The following is a 25788-nucleotide window of genomic DNA, read 5'->3' on the forward strand; positions in this document are numbered from 1 at the left end:
GATCATCGGCTGCGCTTGAGATCGTCCAGGGCGCGGCGCTGTTCCTCCAGTTGGCGCTGCAGTGTGTCGATTTGCCGCGCCTGGTCCTGCAGGCTGCGTTGCTGTTCTTCCAGCTGGCGCGACATGCGCTCCAGGTCGTCGGTGCTGAACTTCGACTTGTGGATCACTTCGCTGTCGAATGTATCCGCCACCACCAGCGCGCCGGATTCGGTGAAATTGCCCAGTTTCATGGCCCCGTGGGCGGGCAGGGCGAGGGCGCAGGTGAGGGCGGCGAGAAGCGCAAGCGGGCGTGCGAGCATCGGGATCGTCCTGATGGATTGAGTGGTGTGCGTGCAACTACCTATTGATTTTGTATACAAAAATCTGGTTTTCTGCCGGTCCGGCAGAAGTGGGATTTATATTTTTGCACCATAAAGATTCATAAAAGCGTCACGCTGCACTATCTCGGGGCGGCGTGGATTGTTAGAGTCTGCCGGCAAAAAAGCATCACATAATCAGAAAAGTACCGGTGTAGACATGACGCAATCCGTTGACTCGTTCCTCGAGCGCCTCAAGCGGCGCGACCCCGATCAGCCCGAATTCCACCAGGCGGTGGAAGAGGTGCTGCGCTCCCTCTGGCCCTTCCTCGAAGCCAATCCGCACTACCTGCAGGCCGGCATCGTCGAACGCATCGTCGAGCCCGAACGCGCGATCCTGTTCCGCGTACCGTGGGTGGATGATGCCGGACGAGTGCGGGTCAACCGCGGTTTCCGCATCCAGATGAGCAGCGCCATCGGCCCGTACAAGGGCGGCCTGCGCTTCCACCCCTCGGTGAACCTGGGCGTGCTGAAGTTCCTGGCTTTCGAACAGGTCTTCAAGAACTCCCTGACCTCGCTGCCCATGGGCGGCGGCAAGGGCGGCTCGGACTTCGATCCCAAGGGCAAGAGCGACGCCGAAGTCATGCGCTTCTGCCAGTCGTTCATGAGCGAGCTGTTCCGCCACGTCGGCGCTGACCTCGACGTGCCGGCCGGCGACATCGGCGTGGGTGCCCGCGAGATCGGCTACCTGTTCGGCCAGTACAAGCGCCTGTCCAACGAGTTCACCTCGGTGCTGACCGGCAAGGGCATGTCCTACGGCGGCAGCCTGATCCGCCCGGAAGCCACCGGCTACGGCTGCGTGTACTTCGCCCAGGAAATGCTCAAGGCCCGCGAGAGCGGTTTCGACGGCCAGCGCGTGGCCATCTCCGGCTCCGGCAACGTGGCCCAGTACGCCGCGCAGAAGGTCATGGAACTGGGCGGCAAGGTGATCTCGCTGTCCGATTCCGAAGGCACCCTGTTCTTCGAGGCTGGCCTGACCCTGGAGCAGTGGGAAGCTGTCATGGAGCTGAAGAACGTCCGTCGCGGCCGTCTCAGCGAGATGACCGGCCCCGGCCTGCGCTTCATTGCCGGTGAGCGTCCGTGGTCGCTGGCCTGCGATATCGCGCTGCCCTGCGCTACCCAGAACGAGCTGGACGCCAACGACGCGCGCACCCTGCTGGCCAACGGCTGCGTCTGCGTGGCGGAAGGCGCGAACATGCCGTCGACCCTGGAGGCTGTGGATATCTTCCTCGAGGCCGGCATTCTCTACGCGCCGGGCAAGGCTTCCAACGCCGGCGGCGTCGCCACCAGCGGCCTGGAGATGAGCCAGAACGCCATGCGTCTGCTGTGGACCGCCGGTGAAGTGGACCAGCGCCTGCACGGCATCATGCAGAACATCCACCATGCCTGCGTCGCCTACGGCGAGGAGAATGGCCGGATCAACTACGTGAAGGGCGCCAACATCGCCGGCTTCGTCAAGGTCGCCGACGCGATGCTGGCCCAGGGCGTGGTCTGATCGCTCCCCTGGCATGAAGAACGGGCCCATCGGGCCCGTTTTTCATTTCGCTCAGTCCACCGGCTTTGGCGTGGTCGCCGTGCTCGGCGGCAGCAGCGGGTACTCTACCTTCGGCTGCTTGCCGGTGACGGTCTTGAGGAAGGCGACGATATCGCCGACTTCCCCGGCGTCCAGCTGCTTGCCCAGCTGCGCGGTGCCCATGATCGCCACCGCTTCCTCCAGGTCCCAGACCTGCCCGCTATGGAAGTACGGCGCGGTCAGCGCGATGTTGCGCAGGGGCGCGGCGCGGAACACGTACTGGTCGTTCTGCGTCTTGGTCACCTCGAAGCGGCCCTTGTCGCCGGTGGGCAGGATCTTGCCGTCGGGCTTCTTCACCAGACCGAACGGGAAGTAGGCCTGGCCGCCCAGGTTCACGCCGTTGTGGCAGCTTATGCAGCCCGAACTCATGAAGGCCTGCAGACCCTTTTTCTCCTTGGCATCGAGGGCATTGTCATCGCCCTTGAGGTAGAGGTCGAAGCGCGAGTCCGGGGTGATCAGGGTCGACTCGAAGGCCTGAAGCGCGCGGGCCATGTTGTCGAAGCTGACCGGTTGCTTGTCGGCGGGGAAGGCCTTTTCGAAGGAGGCGACATACTCCGGCATGCTGCGCAGCGTGGCCTCGACGTTCTTCGGCGTGTTGTGCATCTCCACCGGGTTCTGCACCGGGCCCTTGGCCTGTTCTTCCAGGTCCTTGGCGCGGCCATCCCAGAACTGCGCGACGTTGAATACCGCGTTGAATACGGTGGGCGAGTTGCGTGCGCCTTTCTGCCAGGCGTGGCCGCTGGAAGCGGGCACGTTGTCGGCGCCGCCGGTGCCGATGTTGTGGCAGGTGTTGCAGCTGATCACATGGCTGGCGGACAGGCGCGGCTCGAAGAACAGCTGCCGGCCCAGTTCGATCTGGTTGGGGTCGAGCTTGTCGCTGGCCTGCTCCGGGATGGGCTTGAAGATGCTGTTGGCGCTGTCGCGCAGGACGTCGGCGTTCGCTTGCGCCGCCGCCGTGCTCACGGCCAGCAGCAAGCTGCCCAGGGCCAGTTTGATGGGCTGCATGTGGAGTCTCCTTTTCTCAGGCTTTGGTTTCTTTCTTCTGAGTTCAAGGAGAGGGCAGTGGGAGGGCTGGCGGCTTGACCGAAATCAAGCGAGCGGCCCGATGCAGGTGCGGATGGTTGCCGCAGCGGTCAGTTGCCGCGCAGGGCATGGGACAGCGCGCGGTCCTTCTGCTGTTCCCAGTCGCGGTCCCGGTCGCTGTTACGCTGTTCTTCGTACTGCTGGCGTTCCTGGCTCACGCGCATGGCCTGGCATTGCTGGAAACCGTCGTTCCAGCCCAGAGCGTATTTCGCCTCGCCGAGGTAGCGCGGCACGTTCTTGCGGAACTCGCCGGTGATCGCGCCGGCGGCCTGGCGGCCGCTGCCGCAGCCATCGTCATAGCCGTCGGCATAGGCGGGCGGATAGCCCTGGGCGACGAGGGTTTCGTGGGTGGTTTCACAGCCGGCGAGCAGCGCGGCGCAGAGCAGGACGAGGGCGGCGCGCTGCGCCATGGAGACTCCCGTGTGCCGGTAAGGCGGGCACACGCGCCGGAAGAAGTAGCGCCACTCGAGGTGACATGGCGCGACTCTATGGCGCGGCTCGTGAGGAAAGCGTCAAGCCGGCGTGATGCGGATGTGCTGGCCAGCTGCCTGCCCTACCGCACAGTCGATCCGCACCGGCAGGAAGGCTTGGATCACCGCGCGGTTGCTCAAGAGATGATCGCTCGCAACCGGGGTGCTGAAGCTGCCGCCGCCGGCCAGCGCCATGGGCAGCAACAACTGGTCGGCGAGGTGTTCCTCGACGCTGGTGCCGCTGCGGCGCCAGTCATCGGCGTGGCGCAGCGCCTGGCTGGCGACGCGCTCGGCGCTGACCCCGGACTGGCCGAAGGCGCAGAACACCAGGGTGAGCTGCTCGCACTCGACTTCCAGCAGCAAGGCGTTGCCCGGGCCCTGGTCTTCCGGCAGGCGGACGAGCTGTGCGGAGGCTGAGTGCCAGTCCTGATGCCGCTTCACCTTCTCCAGCTCGCGATCCCCCACGTGACCGGGAATGGCCGCCAGCAGGGCGCGCGCCGAACGCGAAAGCACGGCGCCGGCTTCCGGCAGATGCAGCGGCTGCAGCTCGCCGGGCGTGGTGCGCACCAGCAGCTCACCGCCGCCCGCTGGCATGAAGCCATGGCGCAGCAGCTCGAAGTCGACCTTCGCGCCCATGCGCCGCAGCAGCGGCAACCAGCTGCGCTCGATGAAGTCCGCCGGCGGCGCCAGCGGGTTGTGCGTGCCGCCGCTGATCGCCAGGCTGCTCGGCCCATCGGCGAACAGCAGGGCCGGCAACAGCGTCTGCAACACCAGCACGGCGCTGCCCGCGCTGCCGATGGCGAAGCGGTAGTCGCCGCCGCGAATCGCGCCGGGGCGGAAGGTCAGGTTGTGCGAACCCAGCTCGTCGCCTTCCACCGCCGCGCCGCAGATTTCCGCCGCCGCACGCACTGCCGTCAAGTGCTGGCGCAGCAGCCCCGGCCGCGAACGCCGGCCACGGATATTGACGATGCGCAGCGCCTTGCCGGTGATCATCGACAGGCTCAGCGCACTGCGCAGAATCTGCCCGCCGCCTTCGGCGCCGTCGAGTTCGATGAGGTGCTTGTTCATTGCTTCGATCCTTGCAGCTTCAGTCCGTCGCGCTGGCGGCCAGCGCGGACAATGTCCGGCGTCGCGGGTTGTACAGGGTGAGGCACCAGATGCCCCACCATTCCTTGCCGTCGTCGAAGTAGCAGCTCCAGTTGCTGCGGTGGGGTTCGGCATCGCCGTCGCCAACCCAGTCGAGCACCTGCAGGCCTTCGTCCGGGTACAGCCGCAACGCCTGCAGCCATTCGCGGAAGTCTGCTATCTGCAGCTGGGTGCCATAGGGCGGATCGCGGAAGGCGCGGCACAGCGGACCGTCGTCGCGGGCCAGTTCGCGCACTGCTTCGGCGCTGAGGGCCTGCGGGCGGGCCTGGGCCAGGTCCGGCGTCAGGTCCGCCCATTCGTGGGTGGCGTACTGCGGGTGGCGGGCGATGACTTCCGCCTGCCACTTGCGCGCGCGTTCCTGGATGGACTCGAACAGCAGCTGCAACCCCAGGCGATGTTCCGCCTCGCCGGGCGTGGCGGTCGGGTCGAGCGTCAGTACGCGGAAGTCGAAGACACAGCGCTCCTGTTCCAGGCGGCTGCGCAGCTCCTGTATGCGCTGGTTTTCCATGGGTTGCAGCATGTCTTCACCTCATCCTTTCACGCACACCACCTGACGCAGGGTATGCAGCACTTCCACCAGCTCGCGCTGGGCGTCCATCACGGCGTCGATGTCCTTGTAGGCCATCGGGATCTCGTCGATCACGTCGGCGTCCTTGCGGCATTCGACATGGGCGGTGGCACGAATCTGGTCCTCGACGCTGAACAGCTTCTTCGCCTTGGTGCGGCTCATGGTTCGCCCGGCGCCGTGGCTGCACGAGCAGAACGCCTCTTCGTTACCCAGACCGCGGACGATGAAACTCTTGGCGCCCATCGACCCCGGAATGATGCCGAGCTGGCCCTTCTGCGCAGACACCGCGCCTTTACGCGTTACCAGTACCTCTTCACCGAAGTGGCGTTCCTTCTGCACGTAGTTGTGGTGGCAGTTCACCGCTTCCAGGCTTGCCTCGAACGGTTTGCGGATGATCTGCCGCGCGGCGGCGATCACCGATTGCATCATCAGCTCGCGGTTCTGCCGGGCGAAGTCCTGGGCCCAGCCCACGGCTTCCACGTAGTCGTCGAAGTGCTGGCTGCCTTCCTCGAAGTAGGCCAGGTCACGGTCCGGCAGGTTGGCGATGTGCCGGCGCATATCGGCCTGGGCCAGTTCGATGAACAGGTTGCCGATGGCGTTACCCACGCCGCGCGAACCGCTGTGCAGCATGAACCAGACGCGGTCCGCTTCGTCGAGGCAGACCTCGATGAAGTGGTTGCCGGTACCGAGGGTTCCCAGGTGCTTGCGGTTGTTGGTTTTCTCCAGTTTCGGGTGCTTGTCGGTGATCACCTTGAAGCGGCCGGCCAGCATGCGCCACGCGTCGTCGGCGTGATCGGGCACGTTTTCCCAGGCGCCCTTGTCGCGGCCTGCCCGGGTGTTGCTGCGTCCGTGGGGCACGGCCTTCTCGATGGCGGTACGCAGACCGTGCAGGTTATCCGGCAGGTCCGATGCCACCAGCGAGGTGCGTGCGGCGATCATGCCGCAGCCGATATCCACGCCCACGGCAGCCGGGATGATGGCGCCCTTGGTAGGAATCACGCTGCCGATGGTCGACCCCTTGCCCAGGTGCACGTCCGGCATCACGGCCAGGTGCTTGAAGATGAAGGGCATCTTCGCGGTGTTCATCAGTTGTTGCCTGGCGTCGTCTTCCACCGGCACACCCTGGGTCCAGAGCTTGATCGGTTTGCCGTTGGCGACTTCCAGCAGTTGGAAGGTCTTGGTGCTCATTTTTCGACTCTCTTCATTTGCTTGGCGAGCTGGCCGGCAGCGGGTTGTGCCCGACCATCGCGAATTCGTTTGTTCAATCGACAGGTGCGGCAGCGTATCGCTGTGGAAAACACCTGTCCCTTACAGTCTTCGTACCACCACTTCTGTTGGGCGGCGGTCCAGGTCTGCTCGGCGCCGCAGTCGTGGCAGGTGAACTCTCGGTCCTCGTACCAGCCGAGGCGCACGAACAGCGGGTCGCCGTAGCTGTTGTAGGGCGCCAGGTTCGAGCGGTTGACCGGGACGCTGCCAGGCGGCGCCAGGCGGCTTTCCGGCTGCTTGGCCCGTTCGGCCTTCCAGGCCTTGCGTTGCTCGCGCTTCTGGCGGATTTCCCGGCGGCGTTGCTTGTTGCTCTTCACGGTGCCGACTCCTGCGCTGGGCAGGCCCTCGTCAGGCCTGCTTCAGCGTTACCAGTCCATTCAATACCTGATCCAGGCCGCCGAATACCGAGATACGGTCGATTCGTTCGGCTACCCGCTCCAGGGTTTCCAGTTCCTTCAGGCGCAGGGCAGTGGGGTTGTCCTCCATCACCTTGGCCGTGTTCAGCAGCGAGCGGGTCGCCGAGGTTTCTTCGCGACGACGGATCACGTTCGCCTGCGCGGCCTTCTCCGCCTCCACCACCTGGGCCAGCAGGGTCTTCATCTCGCCCGGCAGGATGATGTCGCGCACACCCAGGCCGCTGACCTCGATGCCGGTGCCCGGCAGGCGCTCCTTCAGGTAGGCGCTGACCGAGTCGTCGATGAGTTGCTTGTTCTCCAGCAACTCATCCAGTGAGCGAGTGCCCACCGCCGCACGCAGACCGAACTGCAGCTCGCGGTAGAGGTGCTCCAGCGGCTTGGACAGGCTGGAAAACGCCGTCAGCACGTCGCTGTAACGCCAGTTGGCGGCCAGGTTCAGGCGCAGGCTCACCTTGTCGCGGGTGAGGATTTCCTGGCCGCTGACTTCCAGCGCCTGGATCCGCGTATCGATCAGCTCCACGCTCACCTGGCGGTTGTAGCGCCAGAAGCCGTACTGGCCAGCGGGCAGCAGCTCGACCACCGCACCGTCGACCTTCAGCACGCCCACCTGATAGGCCGGCACCAGGGTCACCAGCAGCGCCTCGACGCCGATCACGCTGCGGCCGCGCAGGTTGCCCTGCATCTGCTGCAACAGCACCGGAGCCACGCGGTACTCCTGGCTCAGGTCGATTCGCTCCAGGCGCTGCTCGGTCTGGCCTTTCCAGTACAGCCGGCGGCTGCCCGGCGCGAGGATTTCCGCCAGCACGCCGTCCTCGAAGCGCAGGCCGGCCTCGTTCTCGGCCAGGTCCATGCGGGTGAAGTAGCGTTCGACCAGCGCCGATTCGGACTGGCGCAGGTAGCCGGCCAGGCGGTGCTCGAACAGCGGGGTGTTCAGGCTGAAGGTTTCCACGCTCAGGCGGTTGTACAGGTCCAGGTGGCGGTGGATGCCCGGCTCAAGGATCGCCAGGAAATCGCCCTCGGAGTACAGCAGGCCGCGTTCGTTCTTTTTCACGGTAAAGCGCTTCAGCAGTTTCATATTTCTCTCTTCCTTCTTCTGTTGTGCCTGCTTCTGTTGTGCAGGGTGCCGGTGTCCGCCAGCCCGTCGGGTGGCGAGGCGGGGGCCTGCGAGAGCCAGGTGCTGCGGACTGCCTGTCCATTGCGCCGAATCCATCGGCCAGCACTTGTCTTGTCGCGGGCCCGGTCCTCGTACCGGGCGGGCCGGCGGTGGCTTCGGGTCCCTGGCGTATCCGGCCTTCCTGGCCGCTTTGCGCCTGTCCCGTCGCCCACCGGCGGGGTGTTGCATTCATGAGTAGCTGCCTTAACAGGGCAGTGTTCGAGCGGGAGTCGAACCCGCGACAGGCCATCCGAAAACGGCTGCTCTACCGGACTGAGCTATCGAACGGCGCGGGCAGGATTCGAACCTGCGACGGCTCCATCAAAGTGGAGTGCTCTACCGGGCTGAGCTACCGCGCCATCGACCGTGACTGCTGCAGCGGCATGCACGAAGCCGACACCAGGGGTGGGCTCGGGCACCGGCGGGAGTTGAAGTCCCAGCCCGTGGGCTGCATCAGCGATGCGGTCGAGGGAGATATAGCGAGGGGCGTGCCAAGGTTGCTTTCTGGTTGTCTTATTTGTTTTCAAGTTATTGATAAAGAAGGATTTAATTTTATTTTTAGCGTGAATGGCCGGATCTTCGGATTGGCCGGCTGATTGATATGTGGATATTCTTGGATCGTTATTTATCTGTATGGATAAAAGATGAAAGCCAAGAAAACCGTCGCCATCGGCTTCCTCGGTTCCACCCTGGATCGCGTCGGCAAGGGCGCAGCGCGCTGGCAGAAGTGGCGGCCCACGGTCGGCCTGTGCCAGCAGCAAGACCTGCTGGTCGACCGCCTGGAGCTGATCCACGGGCTGGACGCGCGGGATGTCGGGCTGGCCGAGCGTATTGCCGCCGACGTGAGGCTCGTCTCCCCGGAGACCGAGGTGCGCCTGCAGCCCATGGCGCTGCGCAACCCGTGGGACTTCGAGGAGGTCTACGGTGCGTTGCACGATTTCGTCGGCGGCTACGCCTTCGATACCGAGCACGAGGACTACCTGGTGCACATCACCACCGGGACCCACGTCGCGCAGATCTGCTGGTTCCTCCTGACCGAAGCGCGCTACCTGCCGGCACGGCTGGTGCAGGCTTCGCCGTCACGGCGCAAGGACGAGGCGCGGCAGCCGGAAGGGACGGTCACGGTCATCGACCTCGACCTGTCGCGCTACGACCGCATCGCCACGCGCTTTCGTCGTGAACAGGAGGAAAGCCTGGCCTTCCTCAAGTCCGGCATCGCCACGCGCAACGCCGACTTCAACCGCTCCATCGAGCAGATCGAACGGGTTGCCGGGCGCTCCCGCGCGCCGATGCTGCTGATCGGCCCGACCGGCGCCGGCAAGTCATTCCTCGCTCGCCGGGTGTATGAACTCAAGCGCGCGCGGCACCAGTTCCAGGGCCGCTTCGTCGAGGTGAACTGTGCGACCTTGCGTGGCGACGGCGCGATGTCCGCGCTGTTCGGCCATATCAAGGGTGCTTTCACCGGTGCGCAGAACGCCCGCGAAGGCCTGCTGCGCGCGGCGGACGGCGGCATGCTGTTCCTCGACGAGATCGGCGAACTGGGCCTGGACGAGCAGGCGATGCTGCTCAAGGCCATCGAAGAGAAACGCTTCTTCCCGCTGGGCTCGGACCGCGAGGTGGGCAGCGATTTCCAGCTGATCGCCGGCACCCACCGCGACCTGCGCGAGCGCGTCGCCGAAGGGCTGTTCCGCGAGGACCTGTTCGCCCGCATCAACCTCTGGACCTTCGACCTGCCGGGGCTGGCCGGGCGCCGCGAGGACATCGAGCCGAACATCGATTTCGAGCTGGAGCGCCACGCCCGCGAGCAGGTTCGCCTGGTCCGCTTCAACCGCGAGGCGCGCACGCGCTACCTGGCTTTCGCCAACTCGGCGCAGGCGCTATGGAGCGGCAACTTCCGCGAGCTGTCGGCGTCCATCACGCGCATGGCGACCCTGGCCGACAGCGGGCGGATCGATGAGGCGCTGGTGGAGGAAGAGATCGGCCGGCTGCGCCGCTCCTGGGGCGCTACCCAGACGCAGAGCCTGCTGGATCGCTTGCTGGGGGAGGAGGGCGCCGAGGCGCTGGACCTGTTCGACCGCCTGCAACTGGAAGCGGTGATCGATGTCTGCCGGCAGGCGCGCAGCCTGTCCGACGCCGGCCGCCAGCTGTTCGCCGTCTCGCGTCAGGAAAAGCAGAACCCTAACGACGCCGACCGCCTGCGCAAGTACCTGGCGCGCTTCGGCCTGGATTGGTCCGGGATCACCGACGGGGTGCGCTAGAATCGGCGTTTTGCGCCAGCGGCAAGGAGCCGATCATGGAAGAACCGATGAGTGTCGAGCAGCTCTGCCGACGCATTGAGGCGGGCGAAGTGTTCAAGTACCTGTACTTCTGGGGGCATCGCCCGAAGCACTCCGTGGAAGTCGACAAGAGCTGCTTCAGCCAGTGGTTCGAGGCGGACTTCGAGATCGACGGAGTGACCTACACCAGCGCCGAGCACTACATGATGGCCGGCAAGGCCCGGCTGTTCGGTGACGAGGCGGCGCTGGCGCGGATTCTCGCGGCGCGCACGCCGGCTGAGGCCAAATCCATCGGCCGCGAGATCCTCGGCTTCGACGAGGCGGCCTGGAACGCCGAGCGACTGGCCATCGTCACCCGCGGCAACCACGCCAAGTTCGGGCAGAACCCCGCCTTGCGCGAGTTCCTGCTGGGCACCGGTGATCGCGTATTGGTCGAGGCCAGCCCGGTGGATGCCATCTGGGGCATCGGCCTGGCGGTCGATCATCCCGACGCGGGCGACCCGGCGCGCTGGCGCGGGCTGAACCTGCTGGGCGTTGCCCTGATGAGCGCGCGCGATGCGCTGCGCCGGGAGGGCCAGAATGCCTGAATTCACGGCTGCCCAGCAGCAACTGCTGCGCGAGCACCGCCTGGCCTGGTTCGCCGGGCGCATCATCCACGACGCACAGCCGCCGATCAGCGACGCCCAACTGGCCGAGGTCGAGCAACGCCTGGGCAGCCAGCTGCCGCCCGAACTGGTCGCCTTGTGGCGCTGCAGTTTCGGTGGCCGGCTGGATTACGAGCTGTGCGTGAACTACGACGGCCACCTGCATCCTTACTCCTTCAATGAGCTGTTCTACCCGGACAGCGACGGCTACCACGACCTGTGGGGCTGGCTGGAGCACGAGCAGGAGTGCGCCGAGGAAGTCGCCGAGGAGAATGGCGCGGAATGGGATGGCCGCGTGGGCTTCCTGCCCATCGGCGGTTTCGAGTACCTGGAGCGGGTGTACGTCTGCGTCGAGCCGGAAGAGTTCGGCGCCATCTACGCCTGGAGCCGCGCCTTGCCGCCAGCCTGGCCGCTGCGTCTGCATGAGGATGCCCTGACCAGGGTGGCTGACGATCTTTACGGCCTGTTCGCGCTGCTGGGCTTCGATGACGACCCGCTCGCCGAGGGTGCGGATGCCGGGCAGGAATTGCTTGAGGCACTGGATGAACTGGCGGCCTCGGGTGCCGAGGGCGAAGCGCTGGCGCAGCAGCTGCGGGACTCGCTGCGGCCGCTGGTACGCGACTGGCGCGCGGCGCTGGAGCAGGGGCGTATTGCCGGTGACCCGGAGCTGCAACGCCTGGCGCTGACGCACGCGGTGCGCAGCGGCAATATCGCGCTGCTGGAACAGCTGCGCGACCGGGGTTGCGACCTTGGTCGGCTGTTGACCGGCGGCGGCAATGCGCCGGTGCATGCGCGGGTGATGCAGCGCGAGGCGGTGATCCGCTGGTTCGCCGAGCAGGGCGTCGAGGAGCATCAACTCGACGGAGACGTGGCATGACGCTGGCGACAGGTTTGCCGGAGTCGCTGGTGGAGTTCCTGCGCCAGCCGGTGGAGGCGCCGGAGGATCGAATCGAGGCGCAGGATTTCGTCCGTCGCACCGACGTTCGCGAGCTGTACCGCGAGACCCTGGGTACACCTCGCGCAGACGAGATGCTTGCCCTTTGCGCGGAGCTCTTTGCCGAACTCAACCCCAACCGCGCTTCGCTGCTGGCGCTGTTCTGCGGCAGTTGGGTGGAAGGCGGTGCGAGCCCGCGTATTGCCTTCGCCGCGGTGCTCGGCGCGTTGGCGCGTGCGCTGGCGATGCTGCGTCCGTACTGCGCTGACGAAGAGGTCGAGGACGACGAGGAGGCGCAGGCCGCAGCGAGGCAGGCTCGCGAGCGGCTCGACAGCCTGACGCCCGCACAGTCGCTGCTCATCGATAGCGCGCATCCGGCGGTCGATCTGCTGGTGCTGCCGCTGATGACCATGCTGATGCGCTCGCGGGAAAATCACCGCGACTTCCTGGCCCATGGCGAGCTGCTGCGCGATATCGACGCCATGGTGAAATCCAACACCACGCTGCCCTTCGAGAATCTGCATTTCCTCGACCATGCGGCGGCGCTGACCTACGAAGACGAGTTGGTGGTGGTGCTGCCCGCGACTCGCAGTGGTCTGGTGGTGAGTGCGCAGGGCATCAACTGCAACTTCCATGCGTTCTCCCTGCTGCAGCCGCTGTTGGCTGCCCATGGCGAGCGGCTCGGGTTGAGGGTCGATGTGCCGGTTGGAGCGCAAGAAGTACCGAGGGAAGACAGCGCGCAGTACCTGTGGCTGCAGGCCTTCGCCTTCGAGAAGGGCGAGCTGGTCAACAGCCTGGCCTGGGCCTGGGGCGAGGCGCCTCTGCGCAGCAATAGCCGCAAGCACGGCCGCTGCGTGCTGATTGCGCTGGATACCGAAGAGGGCGTGTCGCGCTCCTGGTCGGGCTTCGCCGATCGGCTGCACGATGCGCATCAGCCGTCGGTCGAGCTGGTGCGTTTCCTCAGTGCGGAGGAAGTGGCGGCCTATCTGGAGTGACGCTGGCAAAGGCGCGCCACGGCATTGGCCGCAGCGCGCCTTCCTCGGTCAGTAGTGGTACCAGCGCAGCTCCAGCATCACTTCGTTGAGCGGGCTGGCCTCATGGCTGAATTCGCGCTGGGCTGACAGGCGCAGGCCGAGGTTGCGGCCTAGTTCCACCTGCTGGCCGAAGCTCAGGGTGCGGCGCACTTCGCCGTTGTGGAAGTAGTCGCCCTTGCCTTCGAGGCTGAGGTTGCCCAGCGGGTTGCTCCACAGCACGCCGGTGTCGAAGCCCATGGCCGGGGCGATGGTGGCGGCGAAGTCCGGGTTGTTCTCGATGCGCGCGGTGCCCAGGGCGTAGGCCTGCAGGTCGTCGGTCAGCTTCCAGCTGCCGCCGGCGCCGCCATTTAGGTGGCCGACCAGGGTGTCGTGGTCGTTGTCGCTGTGCTTGCCGATCACCCGCTCCCAGCCGCCAGCGACCTGCCAGGACAGCGGCTTCAGCAGCTCGTTGCGCGGCGTCATGGAGCGGATGGTGACCAGGTCCAGTTGCTGCAGCTGCCAGCGGTTGCCTTCGTACTGGCGCAGCTTGAGCTGGCCGATCTCGATCTGCGCGCCGAGGGGGAAGCCGTAGGCGTTGTCGTCGAGGTCGTGGTAGGCCATGCGCAGGCCGTACTGGGCGAAAGCTTCGCCGTCGCGGCTGCCGGCGCCTACCTGCCAGGTGCGCGATTCGTGGCCGTTCTCCGGCTGGCCGGGGCGCTCCACGTCCAGCGCCGGCGGCGGGTTCTTGTTGATCGCCTTGAGCAGGTTGTAGCTGCGCGAGGCGGTGGATTGGTCGCGCTCCTGACCGGTGGCGCGGTAGCGCACCAGGCGGAAGGCGGTGTCCTGCACCAGCGCCTGGCGGTCGGCGGGCAGGGCGGCGAACTCGGGGCTTTGCAGCTGACTGTCGTCGTCGGCGATGTGGCGGGCCAGCACCTTCTCGTCGTGGCTCAGCGGTTCACCGCGGGCCAGCAGCTCGCGCTCGCGGGAGGGGCGGTAGTCCACCCGGTCGATCAGCCCGGCGTCCTTCACCGCGCGCACCGTGTCGGTGGGGATGGCGGTGATCGGGAAGTGGTCGGTGAGCTCAGTTCCGGGGCGGGCGATCTCCAGCAGCTCCAGCAGGCGGAAGGAGCAGTTCTCGTCGAAGAAGTAGTACTTGAAGCGGATCTGCTTCAGCTCCCAGACGTGCTCGACCATGCGCGCGGTTTCTTCCGGCGTGAGGTTCAGGCGGTATTCCCAGAGGTCGCGGTTCTCCAGGCGGCTGTATTCGGAGAGCTTCTCGCGGTAGGGCACCAGGGCGAACAGGCCGGGATAGCCGCCCATCAGGCCCTTCCAGGCGTAGAGGATGCTGTTGTCCATGCCCTCGATGTAGGCGCCGAAGTTGAGCGCGTAGCTGAGCAGGGCGGTGTTGTCGGAATCGACATCGGCCTGGTCGATGCGCAGCAGGGTGTGGCCGAACATCGAGGACGGGCTGTTCAGGTAGGCGGCCGGGAACACCAGCACGGCGCTGTTCGGGTTGATGTCCTGGTACCAGGTGGTGAATTCCTTGCACTCCACGGCCGGCAGGTCATCGAGCTGCAATTGCTGGCGCAGCCAGCGGGTGCGCGCCGGGTACACGCACTGGGCGTGCTTGTCGCCGAGGCTGGCCGGGGCGTAGAGCGCCTTCAGGGTGGCGGCCAGTTCGGATTGCGGGTGGCGGTCTCCGTCCTTGGCGAGGAAGAACTTCGGGTCGTCGACGAAGCTGCGCCAGCCACCGAGCTTGGCGTGTTCGTAGTGACCCAGGGCCAGCCAGTAGGGCTCGTCGGCCAGGCTCTGCAGGCGTTGTGGGTCGATCGCCGGCGAAGCCAGCAGTGGGGTGCAGGCGCACAGCGCCATCCAGGGCAACAGGCGTTTGGGCATCGAGTGGGCTACTGGGAGGGAAGGGTGAGCCCGCCCTCAGGCGGCGGGCTCGCGTCGGCCATCAGGCCTGTTCGGCGTACTTGGCCAGGGTGCTGTCCTGCTTCAGGACGGCCTGGGTGTTGGCGTAGACGTCTTCGGCGGTGACGTCGGACTTGTTGAAGATCTGCGCGAAGTGCTCGTGGGTGACCTGGGCGAAGTGCGCGCGGTCCTCGGGCTTCACGCCCAGCACGACGGCGTAGGTGGTCAGCGCTTCGCCGTCACCCTTGGCCATGTCTTCGGAGAGCTCGTCCATCATGCTGCTGAGCACGATCATCGGCTTGCCGCCGTAGGTCAGCGCGCCGTTGGTGTGGCAGCCGTTGGTGCCGGTGGTCATGCCGAAGGTGTTGTTGCCGCTGGTGCCGTTGGTGGTCGCTGCCAGGACGTGGGTGGCGGTGCCGCGCTGGCCCTTGAACAGCATGTTGCCCCAGCCGCAGCCGTCGCTGCCGGGGGCATCGGCGAGGGCGCTCAGGGAGGCGGTGGCGAGGAGGGTACCGAGCAGAATCCTTTTCATCGTTTTTCTCTCTTTTTGAGGTCGGGGACCGGTGAACAGTCGCTGACAGCAAAACAGCGCCTGGTCAGAGCTTTTCTCCAATGCCTTGCGAGTGTCAAGGCAACCGCTGCCGCAGCCAGTATGGCCGGTCACGGCTGAATGGGCCGGGATGACCGGCAGTTGATCGGCATCAGCGGCGGAAGTCTTGGAACCGACCACACTTGAATCAGTTCCCCTTGCGAGGAAGTAGTCATGGTCGATTTCGATCCACGGCCAGCGCTGGACCAGTTGGCGGCCGAGTATTCCAAGCGTGCCGAAGCCATCCGCCGCGACCTCGGTCGCAGCCATTCGCCGGACTTCGCCGAGCAGGCCCAGCAGCGGCAGAACGACGACGTGTTGCGCGCCTTGCTCGCCGAAGCCGACGCTGGCATGCGCCTGGTGGGCCTGGCGCGCCTGCGACTGGCTGACGGCACCTACGGCGAGTGCGCGCGTTGCGGCGAGGCCATCGAGGAACGCCGCCTGCGCGCGCTGCCGGCCGCCGAGCACTGCCTGCGTTGCGCCGATGCGGTGGACTGAAACTGTCACCAATACTGCCTTGCCAGTGGCGCGCGGGCGGCGCGAGAATGCGGACGAATCTCCGCGGCCTCGCGCCGCCCGAAGCAAGGACCTCCAATGCCCGATTCCGTTGCTGCCGGCCTGCGCCTGGCGCCCGATGAACTGACCCGCCCCTTCACCCCCGAACAGTTTCCCTTCAAGACCACCGAAGAACTGGAGCCTTTCCTGGGCGTGCTCGGACAGGAGCGCGCGGTCGAGGCGCTGCAGTTCGGCGTGGCGATGCCGCGTCCGGGTTACAACGTATTCGTCATGGGCGAGCCGGGCACCGGCCGCTTCTCCTTCGTGCAGCGCTATCTGAAGGCCGAGGGCAAGCGCCTGCCGACGCCGGCCGACTGGGTCTACGTCAACAATTTCGACGATTCGCGCGAGCCGCGGGTGATCGAGCTGCCGCCGGGCAGCGCCGCCGAGTTCGGCACCGATATCGACCACCTGATTGACAACCTGCTGTCCACCTTCCCGTCGGTGTTCGAGAACCCGGCCTACCAGCAGAAGAAGAGCGCCATCGACCGCGCCTTCAACCAGCGTTACGACAAGGCCCTGGACACCGTCGAGCGCCTGGCGCTGGAGAAGGAGGTCGCCCTCTACCGCGACAGCTCCAACATCGCCTTTACCCCGATGAAGGACGGCAAGGCGCTGGATGAAGCCGATTTCGCCCAGCTGCCGGAAGAGGAGCGCGAACGCTTCCACGCCGACATCGCCGACCTGGAAGAACACCTCAACGAGGAGCTTTCCAGCCTGCCGCAGTGGAAGCGCGAGTCGAGCAACCAGCTGCGCCAGCTCAACGAGGAAACCATCACCCTGGCGCTGCAACCGCTGCTGGCGCCGCTGGTGGAGAAGTACAACAACAACTCCGGGGTCAGCGCCTACCTGCAGGCCATGCAGCTCAACCTGCTGAAGACCGTGGTCGACCAGCTGGTGGACGCCGAGCGCACCGACCCGCAGCGCAAGCAGAGCCTGGAGGAGCAGTACGCGCCGAACCAGGCGATCGGCCACCATGCCACCAGCGGCGCGCCGGTGGTGTTCGAGTCGCACCCGACCTACGACAACCTGTTCGGCCGCATCGAATATGCCTCCGACCAGGGCGCGCTCTACACCAGCTACCGCCAGCTGCGCCCCGGTGCCCTGCACCGCGCCAACGGCGGCTTCCTGGTGCTGGAGGCGGAGAAGCTGCTGAGCGAGCCGTTCGTCTGGGACGCCCTCAAGCGCGCGCTGCAGTCGCGCCAGCTGAAGATGGAATCGCCCCTGGCCGAACTCGGCCGCCTCACCGCCATGAGCCTGACGCCCCAGGTGATCCCGCTGAACCTCAAGGTGATCATCATCGGCTCGCGGCAGATCTACTACACGCTGCAGGACCTCGATCCGGACTTCCAGGAGATGTTCCGCGTGCTGGTGGACTTCGACGAGGACATCCCGCTCGCCGAGGACAGCCTCGAACAGTTCGCCCAACTGCTCAAGACCCGCACCTCGGAAGAGGGCCTGGCGCCGCTCACCCGTGAAGCCGTGGCGCGCCTGGCGACCTACAGTGCCCGCCTGGCCGAACACCAGGGCCGCCTCTCGGCGCGCATCGGCGACCTGTTCCAGCTGGTCAGCGAAGCGGACTTCATCCGCCAGCTGGCCGGCCAGGAAGTGACCGACCTGGGTCACATCGAACGTGCCCTGAAGGCCAAGGAAACCCGTACCGGCCGCGTGTCTGCGAGGATTCTCGACGACATCCTCGCCGGCATCATCCTGATCGACAGCGAAGGCGCCGCGGTGGGTAAGTGTAACGGCCTGACCGTGCTGGAAGTCGGTGACTCGGCCTTCGGCATGCCGGCGCGCATCTCCGCCACCGTCTATCCGGGCGGCAGCGGCATCGTCGACATCGAGCGCGAGGTCAACCTCGGCCAGCCGATCCACTCCAAGGGCGTGATGATCCTCACCGGCTACCTCGGCAGCCGCTACGCCCAGGAGTTCCCCCTGGAGATTTCCGCGAGCATCGCCCTGGAGCAGTCCTACGGCTACGTGGACGGCGACAGCGCTTCGCTGGGCGAGGTCTGCACGCTGATCTCCGCCCTGTCGCGCACGCCGCTGCGGCAATGCTTCGCCATCACCGGCTCGATCAACCAGTTCGGTGAAGTGCAGGCGGTCGGCGGGGTCAACGAGAAGATCGAAGGCTTCTTCCGCCTCTGCGAGGCGCGCGGCCTGACCGGCGAGCAAGGGGTGATCATCCCGCGCGCCAACGTCGCCACCCTGATGCTCGATGAGCGTGTGCTGCAGGCGGTGCGCAACGGCCAGTTCCACATCTACGCCGTGCGCCAGGCCGACGAAGCGCTGAGCCTGCTGGTCGGCGAGCCGGCCGGTGCGCCGGACGCCAAGGGCCACTTCCCCAAGGGCAGCGTCAACGCCCGTGTCGTCGAGCGCCTGAAGGAAATCTCCGAGCTGGGCATGGACGAGGAAGAGAAGGAAAAACCCGCCAAGGAGCCCGCCGCCGCCAAGCCCGCCGGCAAGCCGAAGGCTGAGAAGGTGCCGGTCGAGAAGGCTCCCGTCGAAAAAGAACGCGCCCGCAAGAAGAAGGACGTCGACTGATTGACGTCAGGACAGGGGCGCCGCCATGGCGTCCTGTCCGCGCGTTTTACACTCCGTTGTCTGCAAGATGACCGGATAAATCCGCGCTTTCGCGTGTCGGAACCTGGGTGTAGTCTCGAACTCAGGACAACCGCGAGGGTGCCGCCATGCCGCGTAACCTCTGCCTTATCCGCCCCTGTCTGGGGCTGACCACGCGCATCGAGTGCGAGATCAGGCCGCTGGCCGGAGAGAATGGACTCTGGACCTTGTTGTGCGCTGCCGGGATGTCCGGTGCGCAGCCCACCGCCATCAAGGCGCAGGGCCCGTTCTGCGGGCCTTTCGTGGCTGAGGGCGTGCTCGAAGCGATCTCCGACTGCCTGGCCCAGCAGGGCTACATCGTGGCGGACGATCCCCCCATCTGGCAGTTGCACCTGCAGGGCGAACTGCGCCGCCTGAACGGCGAACGCTCGCGCCATGTCGGTAACTTCCAGTTCCGCCCCGAAGGTTGACGGCCGCTTGTGCAGCCCCCGCACAATCCGCTGAAGCCCGCGGGGCTCCTGGTCGCTACGGTTTAGTGCCGTGGCGCCCCGCCTGTTTATCCACAGACATATTTATCCATAGAAAGCCGGGATAACTCGCAAAAGCCATCCGCTATACTGCGGCCGCCCTTTTCCCAAGATATTTCCTACGATCACCATGGAACGATTCGTCGAAAACTCCCTGTACGCCGCGCGCTGGCTGCTGGCGCCGATCTACATCGGCCTGTCGCTGGCCCTGCTGGCGCTGACCATCAAATTCTTCCAGGAAATCTTCCACATCCTGCCCAGCATCTTCAGCATCGCCGAGGCGGACCTGATCCTGGTGCTGCTGTCGCTGATCGACATGGCGCTGGTTGGCGGCCTGCTGGTGATGGTGATGTTCTCCGGCTACGAGAACTTCGTGTCGCAGCTGGATATCGATGAAGGCAAGGAGAAGCTCAGCTGGCTGGGCAAGATGGACGCCAGTTCGCTGAAGAACAAGGTGGCCGCTTCCATCGTGGCAATCTCCTCGATCCACCTGCTGCGCATCTTCATGGACGCCAAGAACATCGAAGACAACAAGCTGATGTGGTACGTGATCATGCACCTCACCTTCGTCCTTTCGGCCTTCGCCATGGGCTACCTGGACAAGGCCACGCGCCACGACCACTGAGGCGTTGCTGCGTCATCCCCGCCGCCCGGCCGTTGTAAAACGGACGGGCGGTTGCGTTTTCGGCTTGCGGTGAGCGCCTGCTGGTCAAGACTTTTGGCGTGGATCAATCCGCAGGAGGTGCAGCACATGAATCTGCAGGAACTGACCAGCCGCTCCGTCGCCGGCGACATCGACGAGATCAACCTGGTGTCGCTGGAAGGCGATATCTACGTGCTGGAGGCGCGGATGGGCGCGCGCTTCTATCCGGTCCAGGACGAGGCAGGGCATGTCATCAGCGTGCGCTCGGTCGCCCATGCGCGGGAGGTGCTCAAGGCGCTGCCCAACGTCCCGTTCCATCTTGTGCACGCGGTGGTGCATGACGAGATGTGTGGCATGGACGACGAGCGCGATATCGGCGCTGGCGTGACCATGCCGTTGCACTGAGCCTATTGTGCGGCGCGCTGCGCGAGGCTCGCGCGGTGGGGGAGGCGGTGCATCTGTGCTAGGCTGGCGGCCCTTTTTTGAACCCCCAGCGGAGCGCCGCCATGAGCGAACTCAACCTTTCCACCGACGAAGCCCGCGTCAGCTACGGCATCGGCCGTCAGCTGGGCGACCAGCTGCGCGAGAACCCGGTTCCGGGCATGACCCTCGACGCTATCGTGGCCGGCCTGTCCGACGCTTATGCCGGCGCCGAAAGCCGCGTTCCGGGCGAGGCCCTGTCCGCCAGCTTCCAGGTGATCCGCGAGCGCATGCAGGCCGAAGCTCAGGCGAAAGCCGAAGCCGCCGCCGCCGTTGGCCGCGAGTACCTGGTGGATAACGCCAAGCGCGAAGGCGTGACCGTCCTGCCGTCCGGCCTGCAGTACGAAGTACTGACCACCGGCGAAGGCGCCAAGCCGTCCCGCGAAGACACCGTGCGTACCCACTACCACGGCACCCTGGTCGACGGCACCGTCTTCGACAGCTCCTACGAGCGCGGCCAGCCGGCCGAATTCCCGGTGGGCGGTGTGATCGCCGGCTGGGTCGAGGCCCTGCAGCTGATGAACGCCGGCAGCAAGTGGCGCCTGCACGTGCCGAGCGAACTGGCCTATGGCGGCCAGGCCGTCGGCAGCATCCCGCCGCACAGCGTGCTGGTATTTGACGTCGAGCTGCTGGAAATCCTCTGATTCCCGAAGGTTCGCTGCGCAGTGCCATCCCTGGCGACTGCGCAGGAAAAGGGGCGCTCAGGCGCCCCTTTGTGCATCCGCCTCCCGGGCGGCGGAGCACCGACGGCGCTTCCTGCTCCATCGTAAAGTGCGTCTAGCGCAATGCGCGGGCGTAACAGAACAGGAAGAGGTTGCGCACCAGCTCCTTGAGCACCAGCGGTTCGCTGGTATTGAGCTCGGACAACTCCAGGCCGCCCTGTTCGCGCAGTTCATCCAACGCTTCTTCTTCCAGCACCGCGCAGACTTCCCCGGTGTCCCGATGCAGGATGCGCAGGTAGGGGTGCGGGCGATCCAGCCAGGCGTCGATCATGTAGGTCATGGCATGTTCCTCCGTGCAGACCGTTTAATGAGAATAATTCTTATTATCTTAATAGCAAGCCTGAATTGGAAAAATTTTTACGCAGGCGACGATCTGTTGTTCCCGGTCAAAAGACAGGCAACAAAAAGCCCGCCGCGGCGAACCGGGGCGGGCTTTGGTGAAGCGGCAGATCAGTGCGTGCGGGCGACGGCGAACTCGGCCAGTTCGATCAGCGCGGCGCGGTATTCGTTGTCCGGCAGCGCCTTCAGGCAGTCGATGGCGCGGGCGGCGTACTCGCGGGCCAGGTTGGCGGTGTAGTCCAGCGCGCCGGCGGCTTCCACGGCGGCGCGGATGCCTTCCAGATCCTGGCTGCCACCCTGCTGGATGGCTTTGCGCACCAGTGCGGCCTGTTCCGGGGTGCCGTCGCGCATGGTGGCGATCAGCGGCAGGGTGGGCTTGCCTTCGGCGAGGTCGTCGCCGACGTTCTTGCCCAGGCTGGCGGCGTCGCCGCGGTAGTCGAGCAGGTCGTCCACCAGCTGGAAGGCGATCCCTAAGGCGTCACCGAACAGGCGCAGCGCCTCGGATTGCTCCGGCTGGGCGTTGGCCAGCGCGGCGGCGCTGTGGGTGGAGGCTTCGAAGAGCATCGCGGTCTTGCCGCGGATGACTTCCATGTAGGTTTCTTCGGTGGTGCTGGCGTCGCGGACCTTGGACAGCTGCAGCACTTCGCCTTCGGCGATCACGCGGGTGGCCTGGGAAATGATGCGCATGACCGGCATGGAGCCCAGCTCGACCATCATTTCGAAGGAGCGCGCATAAAGGAAATCGCCCACCAGTACGCTCGGCGCGTTGCCCCACTGGGCATTGGCGGTGGCGCGGCCGCGGCGCAGGCCGGAGGCGTCAACCACGTCGTCGTGCAGCAGGGTAGAGGTGTGGAGGAATTCGATGGTGGCGGCCAGCAGCTTCAGGTCATCGCCCGAATAGCCCAGTGCCTTGCCCGAGAGGAGCACCAGCAGCGGGCGAAGACGCTTGCCGCCGGCGGAGATGATGTAGTCGCCGATCTTTTCCACCAGGGGAACGCGGGAAGTGAGTTGGCGACGGATGATGCCGTCGACGGCGGTGAAGTCGTCCGCCACCACGCGATAGAAAGCCTGGGGTTGCATTAAAGACAGCGCTCCTCGTAGATTGCGCGGCATGCTAGGTGCCGCTGTTTGGGCTGTCAAGGCAAGGCCCCATGGGGCTTGATCCGCACCAGGGGTTTGCGTACAATCGCGGCCCCGAACTTCCCTGGCATATCCTGCCTTACGCAATTGCACGGGCGTCCTTTCCGGCCCCATGCAGCCATGCCGACCGATTCCTCTTTCTATAAAGCGTCGGGTGAGCAGGTCTAACGGAGACATCCAGATGTACGCAGTAATTGTTACTGGTGGCAAGCAATACAAAGTCACCGAAGGCGAATTCCTCAAGGTCGAGAAACTCGACGTTGCCACCGGCGAAGCGATCAACCTGGATCGCATCCTGCTGGTCGCCAACGGCGATGACGTCAAGATCGGCCTGCCGGTGGTAGAAGGCGCGAAAGTGACTGCAGAAGTGGTTTCCCACGGTCGTCACGATAAAATCCGCATCATCAAGTTCCGCCGCCGCAAGCACCACATGAAGCGTCAGGGCCACCGCCAGTGGTTCACTGAAATCAAAATCACCGGCATCCAGGCCTAATTCCTTTTTAGGGCTGCTTCCTGTTTTAGGAGAATTGACTCATGGCACACAAAAAAGCTGGCGGTAGTACCCGCAACGGCCGCGACTCAGAAAGCAAACGCCTTGGCGTGAAGCTGTTCGGTAGCCAGGCTGTGAAAGCAGGCAACATCATCGTGCGTCAGCGCGGTACCCAGTTCCACGCTGGCTACGGCGTTGGCATGGGCAAGGATCACACCCTGTTCGCTAAAGTCGACGGCGTGATCAAGTTCGAAGTGAAAGGCGCCTTTGGCCGTCGCTATGTAAGCGTCGTCGCTGCCTAAGCGAGCTCTCACTGAAAAAGCCCTGTCTCGCGACGGGGCTTTTTTGTTTCTGGCGTTTCCAGGCGAGGTGCCGTCGGTTCGGGCGTTTGCGCGGACTTGGCTGTATCCTATGCTCCTTTTCTTATTTTCAACCCGCCAGCTCGGCGGGAGGCGTTCGCAATGAAATTCGTCGACGAAGTATCCATCCACGTGAAAGCCGGTGACGGCGGCAACGGCCTCATGAGCTTCCGCCGCGAGAAGTTCATCGAGAAAGGCGGTCCCAACGGCGGTGACGGTGGCGACGGCGGCTCGGTGTACCTCGAGGCCGACGAGAACCTGAACACCCTGGTGGACTATCGCTACACCCGTCGTTTCGACGCCCAGCGCGGCGAGAACGGCGGCAGCAAGGACTGCACTGGCGCCAAGGGTGACGATCTCGTCCTGCCCGTGCCGGTCGGTACCACCATCATCGATGCCAACACCCAGGAAATCATTGGCGACCTGACCACTGCCGGTCAGCGCATCATGGTTGCCCAGGGCGGCTGGCACGGCCTGGGTAATACCCGCTTCAAGTCCAGCACCAACCGTGCGCCGCGCCAGACCACTCCGGGCAAGCCCGGTGATGCGCGCGACCTCAAGCTGGAGCTGAAGGTGCTGGCCGACGTGGGCCTGCTGGGCTTGCCGAACGCCGGCAAGAGTACCTTTATCCGCTCGGTCTCTGCCGCCAAGCCGAAGGTTGCCGACTATCCCTTCACCACCCTGGTGCCGAACCTGGGCGTGGTCAGCGTGGGTCGCTTCAAGAGCTTCGTGGTCGCCGACATTCCCGGCCTGATCGAGGGTGCCGCCGAGGGTGCTGGCCTGGGTATCCGCTTCCTCAAGCACCTGGCGCGCACCCGCCTGCTGCTGCACATCGTTGACATGGCGCCGCTGGACGAGAGCGATCCGGCTGATGCTGCTGAAACCATCGTCCATGAGCTGGAGAAATTCAGCCCGGCGCTGACCGAGCGTGATCGCTGGCTGGTGCTGAACAAGATGGATCAGATCCTCGAGCCCGAGGAGCAGGAGCGTCGCAAGCAGGCCGTGGTCGATCGTCTGGGCTGGGAAGGTCCGGTCTACGTGATCTCTGCCCTGGAGCGTAACGGCACCGAGGCTCTGAGCCAGGACATCATGAAGTACCTCGACGAGCGCACCCTGCGCATCGAGGAAGAGCCGGCCTATGGTGAAGCCCTGGCGGCCCTGGATCAGCGCATCGAAGACGAGGCTCGTGCCCGTCTGCAGGCACTGGACGATGCTCGTGCTCTGCGTCGTTCCGGTCTGAAGAATGTCGACGATGTGGATGACGATGATTTCGAGGATGACGAAGACGACGGCGACGGTCCGGAAATCTTCTACGTGCCCTGATCGGCGCGTTGTCAGTCCTCTGGTTGTAGCGTGTAGCCCGGCGCCGCAGGTTGCCGGGTCCTCCAGTGTTCCCCGTGGATGCGGGGATGAACCGCCTGATTGTTAAGGTTGAGGCTATGCGTGAGAAGGTCACTGGCGCCAAGCGCTGGGTAGTCAAGATTGGCAGTGCGTTGCTGACCGCCGATGGTCGCGGTCTGGATCGCGACGCCATGGCGGTATGGGTCGAGCAGATGGTCGCGCTGCATTGCGCGGGTGTCGAACTGGTGCTGGTGTCCTCGGGCGCCGTCGCGGCGGGCATGAGTCGCCTGGGTTGGGTTTCCCGACCTAGTGACATGCACGAGCTGCAGGCGGCTGCCGCGGTGGGGCAGATGGGTCTGGTGCAGGCCTGGGAGTCCAGCTTCGGCGTGCACGGTCTGCAGACCGCGCAGGTGCTGCTGACCCACGACGACCTGTCCGACCGCAAGCGCTACCTGAACGGCCGCAATACCCTGCGCACGCTGGTTGATCTTGGGGTGATCCCGGTGATCAACGAGAACGACACCGTTGTCACCGACGAGATTCGCTTCGGTGACAACGACACCCTGGCGGCGCTGGTGGCCAACCTGGTCGAGGCTGACCTGCTGGTGATCCTCACTGATCGCGATGGCATGTTCGACGCTGATCCGCGCAATAACCCCGATGCCGAGCTGATCTTCGAAGCTCGCGCTGATGATCCTGCCCTGGATGCGGTCGCTGGCGGTACCGGTGGTGCGCTCGGTCGTGGCGGCATGCAGACCAAGCTGCGTGCAGCTCGTCTGGCGGCGCGTTCCGGTGCGCACACCGTCATTGTCGGTGGTCGTATCGAGCGCGTGCTGGATCGCCTGCGTGTGGGTGAGCGTCTCGGCACGCTGCTGACTCCCGAGCAAAGCCGCAAGGCGGCGCGCAAGCAGTGGCTAGCCGGCCACCTGCAGATGCGCGGCACCCTGGTGCTGGACGATGGCGCGGTGAAGGCTCTATCGCAGGATCACAAGAGTCTGCTGCCGGTCGGCGTGAAGGCCGTGCAGGGCAGCTTCCGTCGCGGTGAGATGGTGGTCTGTGTGGATCAGCAGGGTCGCGAGATTGCTCGTGGCCTGGCGAACTACAGTGCTCTCGAGGCGCAGAAGATCATCGGTCAGCCGACCGATGCCATCGAAGGCATGCTTGGCTATGTCGATGGTCCGGAGCTGGTACACCGCGACAACCTGGTGCTCGTCTGAGGAGAGTCT

At 65.3% G+C, this 25788-nt stretch carries 27 protein-coding genes and 1 tRNA gene; 15 read left to right on the forward strand and 13 right to left on the reverse strand.

Annotated features, from left to right (window positions below):
- Nucleotides 1-2: 2 nt before the first annotated feature.
- Nucleotides 3-299 (reverse strand): hypothetical protein, encoded by a 297-nt coding sequence (locus tag ABKS89_RS04655; protein WP_348588146.1) that lies wholly within the window; start codon nucleotides 297-299, stop codon nucleotides 3-5.
- Nucleotides 300-516: 217 nt separating this feature from the next.
- Between ABKS89_RS04655 and gdhA the strand changes: the two genes are divergently transcribed.
- On the forward strand, nucleotides 517-1851 hold the full coding sequence (gdhA, locus tag ABKS89_RS04660) for an NADP-specific glutamate dehydrogenase (protein ID WP_138212153.1): 1335 nt from the start codon (nucleotides 517-519) through the stop codon (nucleotides 1849-1851).
- 51 nt (nucleotides 1852-1902) lie between these two features.
- On the opposite strand, the gene ABKS89_RS04665 is transcribed toward gdhA, so the two are convergent.
- The 8 genes from ABKS89_RS04665 to ABKS89_RS04700 all read right to left on the reverse strand — a co-directional run bounded on the left by ABKS89_RS04665 (nucleotide 1903) and on the right by ABKS89_RS04700 (nucleotide 8390).
- Nucleotides 1903-2934 carry a cytochrome-c peroxidase gene (locus ABKS89_RS04665; RefSeq protein ID WP_348588145.1) on the reverse strand — a complete coding sequence of 344 codons (1032 nt, stop codon included), beginning with the start codon at nucleotides 2932-2934 and terminating at the stop codon, nucleotides 1903-1905.
- Between the two features lie 128 nt (nucleotides 2935-3062).
- Nucleotides 3063-3422 (reverse strand): hypothetical protein, encoded by a 360-nt coding sequence (locus ABKS89_RS04670; RefSeq protein ID WP_138212155.1) that lies wholly within the window; start codon nucleotides 3420-3422, stop codon nucleotides 3063-3065.
- Between the two features lie 102 nt (nucleotides 3423-3524).
- Nucleotides 3525-4550: an RNA 3'-terminal phosphate cyclase gene (gene rtcA / locus ABKS89_RS04675; RefSeq protein ID WP_348588144.1), complete on the reverse strand. Its 1026-nt coding sequence runs from the start codon at nucleotides 4548-4550 to the stop codon at nucleotides 3525-3527.
- Nucleotides 4551-4569: 19 nt separating this feature from the next.
- Nucleotides 4570-5148: a hypothetical protein gene (locus ABKS89_RS04680; RefSeq protein WP_348588143.1), complete on the reverse strand. Its 579-nt coding sequence runs from the start codon at nucleotides 5146-5148 to the stop codon at nucleotides 4570-4572.
- Nucleotides 5149-5157: 9 nt separating this feature from the next.
- Nucleotides 5158-6384: an RtcB family protein gene (locus tag ABKS89_RS04685; protein WP_348588142.1), complete on the reverse strand. Its 1227-nt coding sequence runs from the start codon at nucleotides 6382-6384 to the stop codon at nucleotides 5158-5160.
- Nucleotides 6381-6779 (reverse strand): zinc-ribbon domain-containing protein, encoded by a 399-nt coding sequence (locus ABKS89_RS04690; protein ID WP_348588141.1) that lies wholly within the window; start codon nucleotides 6777-6779, stop codon nucleotides 6381-6383. The genes ABKS89_RS04685 and ABKS89_RS04690 overlap by 4 nt, the downstream gene beginning before the upstream one ends.
- 31 nt (nucleotides 6780-6810) lie before the next feature.
- Nucleotides 6811-7953 carry a slipin family protein gene (locus ABKS89_RS04695; RefSeq protein WP_348588140.1) on the reverse strand — a complete coding sequence of 381 codons (1143 nt, stop codon included), beginning with the start codon at nucleotides 7951-7953 and terminating at the stop codon, nucleotides 6811-6813.
- 364 nt (nucleotides 7954-8317) lie between these two features.
- A tRNA-OTHER gene (locus ABKS89_RS04700) sits at nucleotides 8318-8390 on the reverse strand.
- A gap of 285 nt (nucleotides 8391-8675) precedes the next feature.
- On the opposite strand from ABKS89_RS04700, the gene rtcR reads away from it, so the two are divergent.
- From rtcR to ABKS89_RS04720, 4 genes are read left to right on the forward strand one after another with little or no spacing between them, the layout of a single operon-like run.
- A complete protein-coding gene (gene rtcR, locus ABKS89_RS04705; protein WP_348588139.1) occupies nucleotides 8676-10289 on the forward strand; it encodes an RNA repair transcriptional activator RtcR in 1614 nt (537 codons plus the stop codon).
- Nucleotides 10290-10324: 35 nt separating this feature from the next.
- The gene (gene ybiA / locus ABKS89_RS04710) at nucleotides 10325-10894 is read left to right on the forward strand and encodes a riboflavin biosynthesis intermediates N-glycosidase (protein ID WP_348588138.1); all 570 of its coding nucleotides are present in this window, start codon (nucleotides 10325-10327) and stop codon (nucleotides 10892-10894) included.
- A complete protein-coding gene (locus ABKS89_RS04715) occupies nucleotides 10887-11828 on the forward strand; it encodes an SMI1/KNR4 family protein (RefSeq protein ID WP_348588137.1) in 942 nt (313 codons plus the stop codon). The genes ybiA and ABKS89_RS04715 overlap by 8 nt, the downstream gene beginning before the upstream one ends.
- Entirely contained in the window at nucleotides 11825-12880 is a 1056-nt protein-coding gene (locus ABKS89_RS04720; RefSeq protein WP_348588136.1) for a hypothetical protein, read from the forward strand. Before ABKS89_RS04715 ends, ABKS89_RS04720 begins: the two co-directional genes overlap by 4 nt.
- A 48-nt stretch (nucleotides 12881-12928) precedes the next feature.
- Here ABKS89_RS04720 and ABKS89_RS04725 read toward each other — a convergent pair whose 3' ends face one another.
- Nucleotides 12929-14794 carry an Lnb N-terminal periplasmic domain-containing protein gene (locus ABKS89_RS04725; RefSeq protein WP_348588135.1) on the reverse strand — a complete coding sequence of 622 codons (1866 nt, stop codon included), beginning with the start codon at nucleotides 14792-14794 and terminating at the stop codon, nucleotides 12929-12931.
- Nucleotides 14795-14855: 61 nt separating this feature from the next.
- Entirely contained in the window at nucleotides 14856-15344 is a 489-nt protein-coding gene (locus ABKS89_RS04730) for a DUF3015 domain-containing protein (protein ID WP_038803701.1), read from the reverse strand.
- Nucleotides 15345-15575: 231 nt separating this feature from the next.
- Here ABKS89_RS04730 and ABKS89_RS04735 point away from each other — a divergent pair, with 231 nt between their 5' ends.
- The 6 genes from ABKS89_RS04735 (at nucleotide 15576) to ABKS89_RS04760 (ending at nucleotide 20815) form a co-directional block, all read left to right on the forward strand.
- On the forward strand, nucleotides 15576-15899 hold the full coding sequence (locus ABKS89_RS04735) for a TraR/DksA family transcriptional regulator (protein WP_045217219.1): 324 nt from the start codon (nucleotides 15576-15578) through the stop codon (nucleotides 15897-15899).
- Between the two features lie 96 nt (nucleotides 15900-15995).
- Nucleotides 15996-18503 (forward strand): Lon protease family protein, encoded by a 2508-nt coding sequence (locus ABKS89_RS04740; protein ID WP_348588134.1) that lies wholly within the window; start codon nucleotides 15996-15998, stop codon nucleotides 18501-18503.
- 146 nt (nucleotides 18504-18649) lie between these two features.
- Nucleotides 18650-18991 carry a PA4575 family protein gene (locus ABKS89_RS04745; RefSeq protein ID WP_024763074.1) on the forward strand — a complete coding sequence of 114 codons (342 nt, stop codon included), beginning with the start codon at nucleotides 18650-18652 and terminating at the stop codon, nucleotides 18989-18991.
- Between the two features lie 187 nt (nucleotides 18992-19178).
- Nucleotides 19179-19673: a TIGR00645 family protein gene (locus tag ABKS89_RS04750; protein ID WP_017521628.1), complete on the forward strand. Its 495-nt coding sequence runs from the start codon at nucleotides 19179-19181 to the stop codon at nucleotides 19671-19673.
- A gap of 126 nt (nucleotides 19674-19799) precedes the next feature.
- Nucleotides 19800-20096, forward strand: a complete 297-nt coding sequence (locus ABKS89_RS04755) for a DUF6482 family protein (protein WP_138212167.1) — start codon at nucleotides 19800-19802, stop codon at nucleotides 20094-20096.
- A 101-nt stretch (nucleotides 20097-20197) separates the two neighbouring features.
- A complete protein-coding gene (locus ABKS89_RS04760) occupies nucleotides 20198-20815 on the forward strand; it encodes an FKBP-type peptidyl-prolyl cis-trans isomerase (RefSeq protein ID WP_348588133.1) in 618 nt (205 codons plus the stop codon).
- Between the two features lie 133 nt (nucleotides 20816-20948).
- Here the strand turns inward: ABKS89_RS04760 and ABKS89_RS04765 are convergent, their stop codons facing one another.
- Together ABKS89_RS04765 and ABKS89_RS04770 are read right to left on the reverse strand one after the other, a co-directional pair.
- Nucleotides 20949-21173 (reverse strand): PA4570 family protein, encoded by a 225-nt coding sequence (locus ABKS89_RS04765; protein ID WP_045217230.1) that lies wholly within the window; start codon nucleotides 21171-21173, stop codon nucleotides 20949-20951.
- Between the two features lie 170 nt (nucleotides 21174-21343).
- Entirely contained in the window at nucleotides 21344-22312 is a 969-nt protein-coding gene (locus tag ABKS89_RS04770) for a polyprenyl synthetase family protein (RefSeq protein ID WP_081517332.1), read from the reverse strand.
- 241 nt (nucleotides 22313-22553) lie between these two features.
- Here ABKS89_RS04770 and rplU point away from each other — a divergent pair, with 241 nt between their 5' ends.
- The 4 genes from rplU to proB all read left to right on the forward strand — a co-directional run bounded on the left by rplU (nucleotide 22554) and on the right by proB (nucleotide 25779).
- On the forward strand, nucleotides 22554-22865 hold the full coding sequence (rplU, locus tag ABKS89_RS04775; protein ID WP_138212169.1) for a 50S ribosomal protein L21: 312 nt from the start codon (nucleotides 22554-22556) through the stop codon (nucleotides 22863-22865).
- Between the two features lie 41 nt (nucleotides 22866-22906).
- Entirely contained in the window at nucleotides 22907-23164 is a 258-nt protein-coding gene (gene rpmA / locus ABKS89_RS04780) for a 50S ribosomal protein L27 (protein WP_017521622.1), read from the forward strand.
- Between the two features lie 159 nt (nucleotides 23165-23323).
- Complete coding sequence (cgtA, locus tag ABKS89_RS04785) at nucleotides 23324-24544, forward strand: Obg family GTPase CgtA (protein WP_138212170.1); 1221 nt, start codon at nucleotides 23324-23326, stop codon at nucleotides 24542-24544.
- Between the two features lie 116 nt (nucleotides 24545-24660).
- Nucleotides 24661-25779, forward strand: a complete 1119-nt coding sequence (gene proB / locus ABKS89_RS04790; RefSeq protein ID WP_081517334.1) for a glutamate 5-kinase — start codon at nucleotides 24661-24663, stop codon at nucleotides 25777-25779.
- Nucleotides 25780-25788 lie beyond the last annotated feature (9 nt).

The organism is Pseudomonas sp. LABIM340 (genome assembly GCF_040017195.2).
Taxonomy (GTDB): Bacteria; Pseudomonadota; Gammaproteobacteria; order Pseudomonadales; family Pseudomonadaceae; genus Pseudomonas.

What these genes read in the sequence shown, in the direction of transcription:
- ABKS89_RS04655 (WP_348588146.1), bottom strand. Translation starts at nt 299, where the DNA reads ATGCTCGCACGCCCGCTTGCGCTTCTCGCCGCCCTCACCTGCGCCCTC.
- gdhA (WP_138212153.1), top strand. Translation starts at nt 517, where the DNA reads ATGACGCAATCCGTTGACTCGTTCCTCGAGCGCCTCAAGCGGCGCGAC.
- ABKS89_RS04665 (WP_348588145.1), bottom strand. Translation starts at nt 2,934, where the DNA reads ATGCAGCCCATCAAACTGGCCCTGGGCAGCTTGCTGCTGGCCGTGAGC.
- ABKS89_RS04670 (WP_138212155.1), bottom strand. Translation starts at nt 3,422, where the DNA reads ATGGCGCAGCGCGCCGCCCTCGTCCTGCTCTGCGCCGCGCTGCTCGCC.
- rtcA (WP_348588144.1), bottom strand. Translation starts at nt 4,550, where the DNA reads ATGAACAAGCACCTCATCGAACTCGACGGCGCCGAAGGCGGCGGGCAG.
- ABKS89_RS04680 (WP_348588143.1), bottom strand. Translation starts at nt 5,148, where the DNA reads ATGCTGCAACCCATGGAAAACCAGCGCATACAGGAGCTGCGCAGCCGC.
- ABKS89_RS04685 (WP_348588142.1), bottom strand. Translation starts at nt 6,384, where the DNA reads ATGAGCACCAAGACCTTCCAACTGCTGGAAGTCGCCAACGGCAAACCG.
- ABKS89_RS04695 (WP_348588140.1), bottom strand. Translation starts at nt 7,953, where the DNA reads ATGAAACTGCTGAAGCGCTTTACCGTGAAAAAGAACGAACGCGGCCTG.
- rtcR (WP_348588139.1), top strand. Translation starts at nt 8,676, where the DNA reads ATGAAAGCCAAGAAAACCGTCGCCATCGGCTTCCTCGGTTCCACCCTG.
- ybiA (WP_348588138.1), top strand. Translation starts at nt 10,325, where the DNA reads ATGGAAGAACCGATGAGTGTCGAGCAGCTCTGCCGACGCATTGAGGCG.
- ABKS89_RS04715 (WP_348588137.1), top strand. Translation starts at nt 10,887, where the DNA reads ATGCCTGAATTCACGGCTGCCCAGCAGCAACTGCTGCGCGAGCACCGC.
- ABKS89_RS04720 (WP_348588136.1), top strand. Translation starts at nt 11,825, where the DNA reads ATGACGCTGGCGACAGGTTTGCCGGAGTCGCTGGTGGAGTTCCTGCGC.
- ABKS89_RS04725 (WP_348588135.1), bottom strand. Translation starts at nt 14,794, where the DNA reads ATGCCCAAACGCCTGTTGCCCTGGATGGCGCTGTGCGCCTGCACCCCA.
- ABKS89_RS04730 (WP_038803701.1), bottom strand. Translation starts at nt 15,344, where the DNA reads ATGAAAAGGATTCTGCTCGGTACCCTCCTCGCCACCGCCTCCCTGAGC.
- ABKS89_RS04735 (WP_045217219.1), top strand. Translation starts at nt 15,576, where the DNA reads ATGGTCGATTTCGATCCACGGCCAGCGCTGGACCAGTTGGCGGCCGAG.
- ABKS89_RS04740 (WP_348588134.1), top strand. Translation starts at nt 15,996, where the DNA reads ATGCCCGATTCCGTTGCTGCCGGCCTGCGCCTGGCGCCCGATGAACTG.
- ABKS89_RS04745 (WP_024763074.1), top strand. Translation starts at nt 18,650, where the DNA reads ATGCCGCGTAACCTCTGCCTTATCCGCCCCTGTCTGGGGCTGACCACG.
- ABKS89_RS04750 (WP_017521628.1), top strand. Translation starts at nt 19,179, where the DNA reads ATGGAACGATTCGTCGAAAACTCCCTGTACGCCGCGCGCTGGCTGCTG.
- ABKS89_RS04755 (WP_138212167.1), top strand. Translation starts at nt 19,800, where the DNA reads ATGAATCTGCAGGAACTGACCAGCCGCTCCGTCGCCGGCGACATCGAC.
- ABKS89_RS04760 (WP_348588133.1), top strand. Translation starts at nt 20,198, where the DNA reads ATGAGCGAACTCAACCTTTCCACCGACGAAGCCCGCGTCAGCTACGGC.
- ABKS89_RS04765 (WP_045217230.1), bottom strand. Translation starts at nt 21,173, where the DNA reads ATGACCTACATGATCGACGCCTGGCTGGATCGCCCGCACCCCTACCTG.
- ABKS89_RS04770 (WP_081517332.1), bottom strand. Translation starts at nt 22,312, where the DNA reads ATGCAACCCCAGGCTTTCTATCGCGTGGTGGCGGACGACTTCACCGCC.
- rplU (WP_138212169.1), top strand. Translation starts at nt 22,554, where the DNA reads ATGTACGCAGTAATTGTTACTGGTGGCAAGCAATACAAAGTCACCGAA.
- rpmA (WP_017521622.1), top strand. Translation starts at nt 22,907, where the DNA reads ATGGCACACAAAAAAGCTGGCGGTAGTACCCGCAACGGCCGCGACTCA.
- cgtA (WP_138212170.1), top strand. Translation starts at nt 23,324, where the DNA reads ATGAAATTCGTCGACGAAGTATCCATCCACGTGAAAGCCGGTGACGGC.
- proB (WP_081517334.1), top strand. Translation starts at nt 24,661, where the DNA reads ATGCGTGAGAAGGTCACTGGCGCCAAGCGCTGGGTAGTCAAGATTGGC.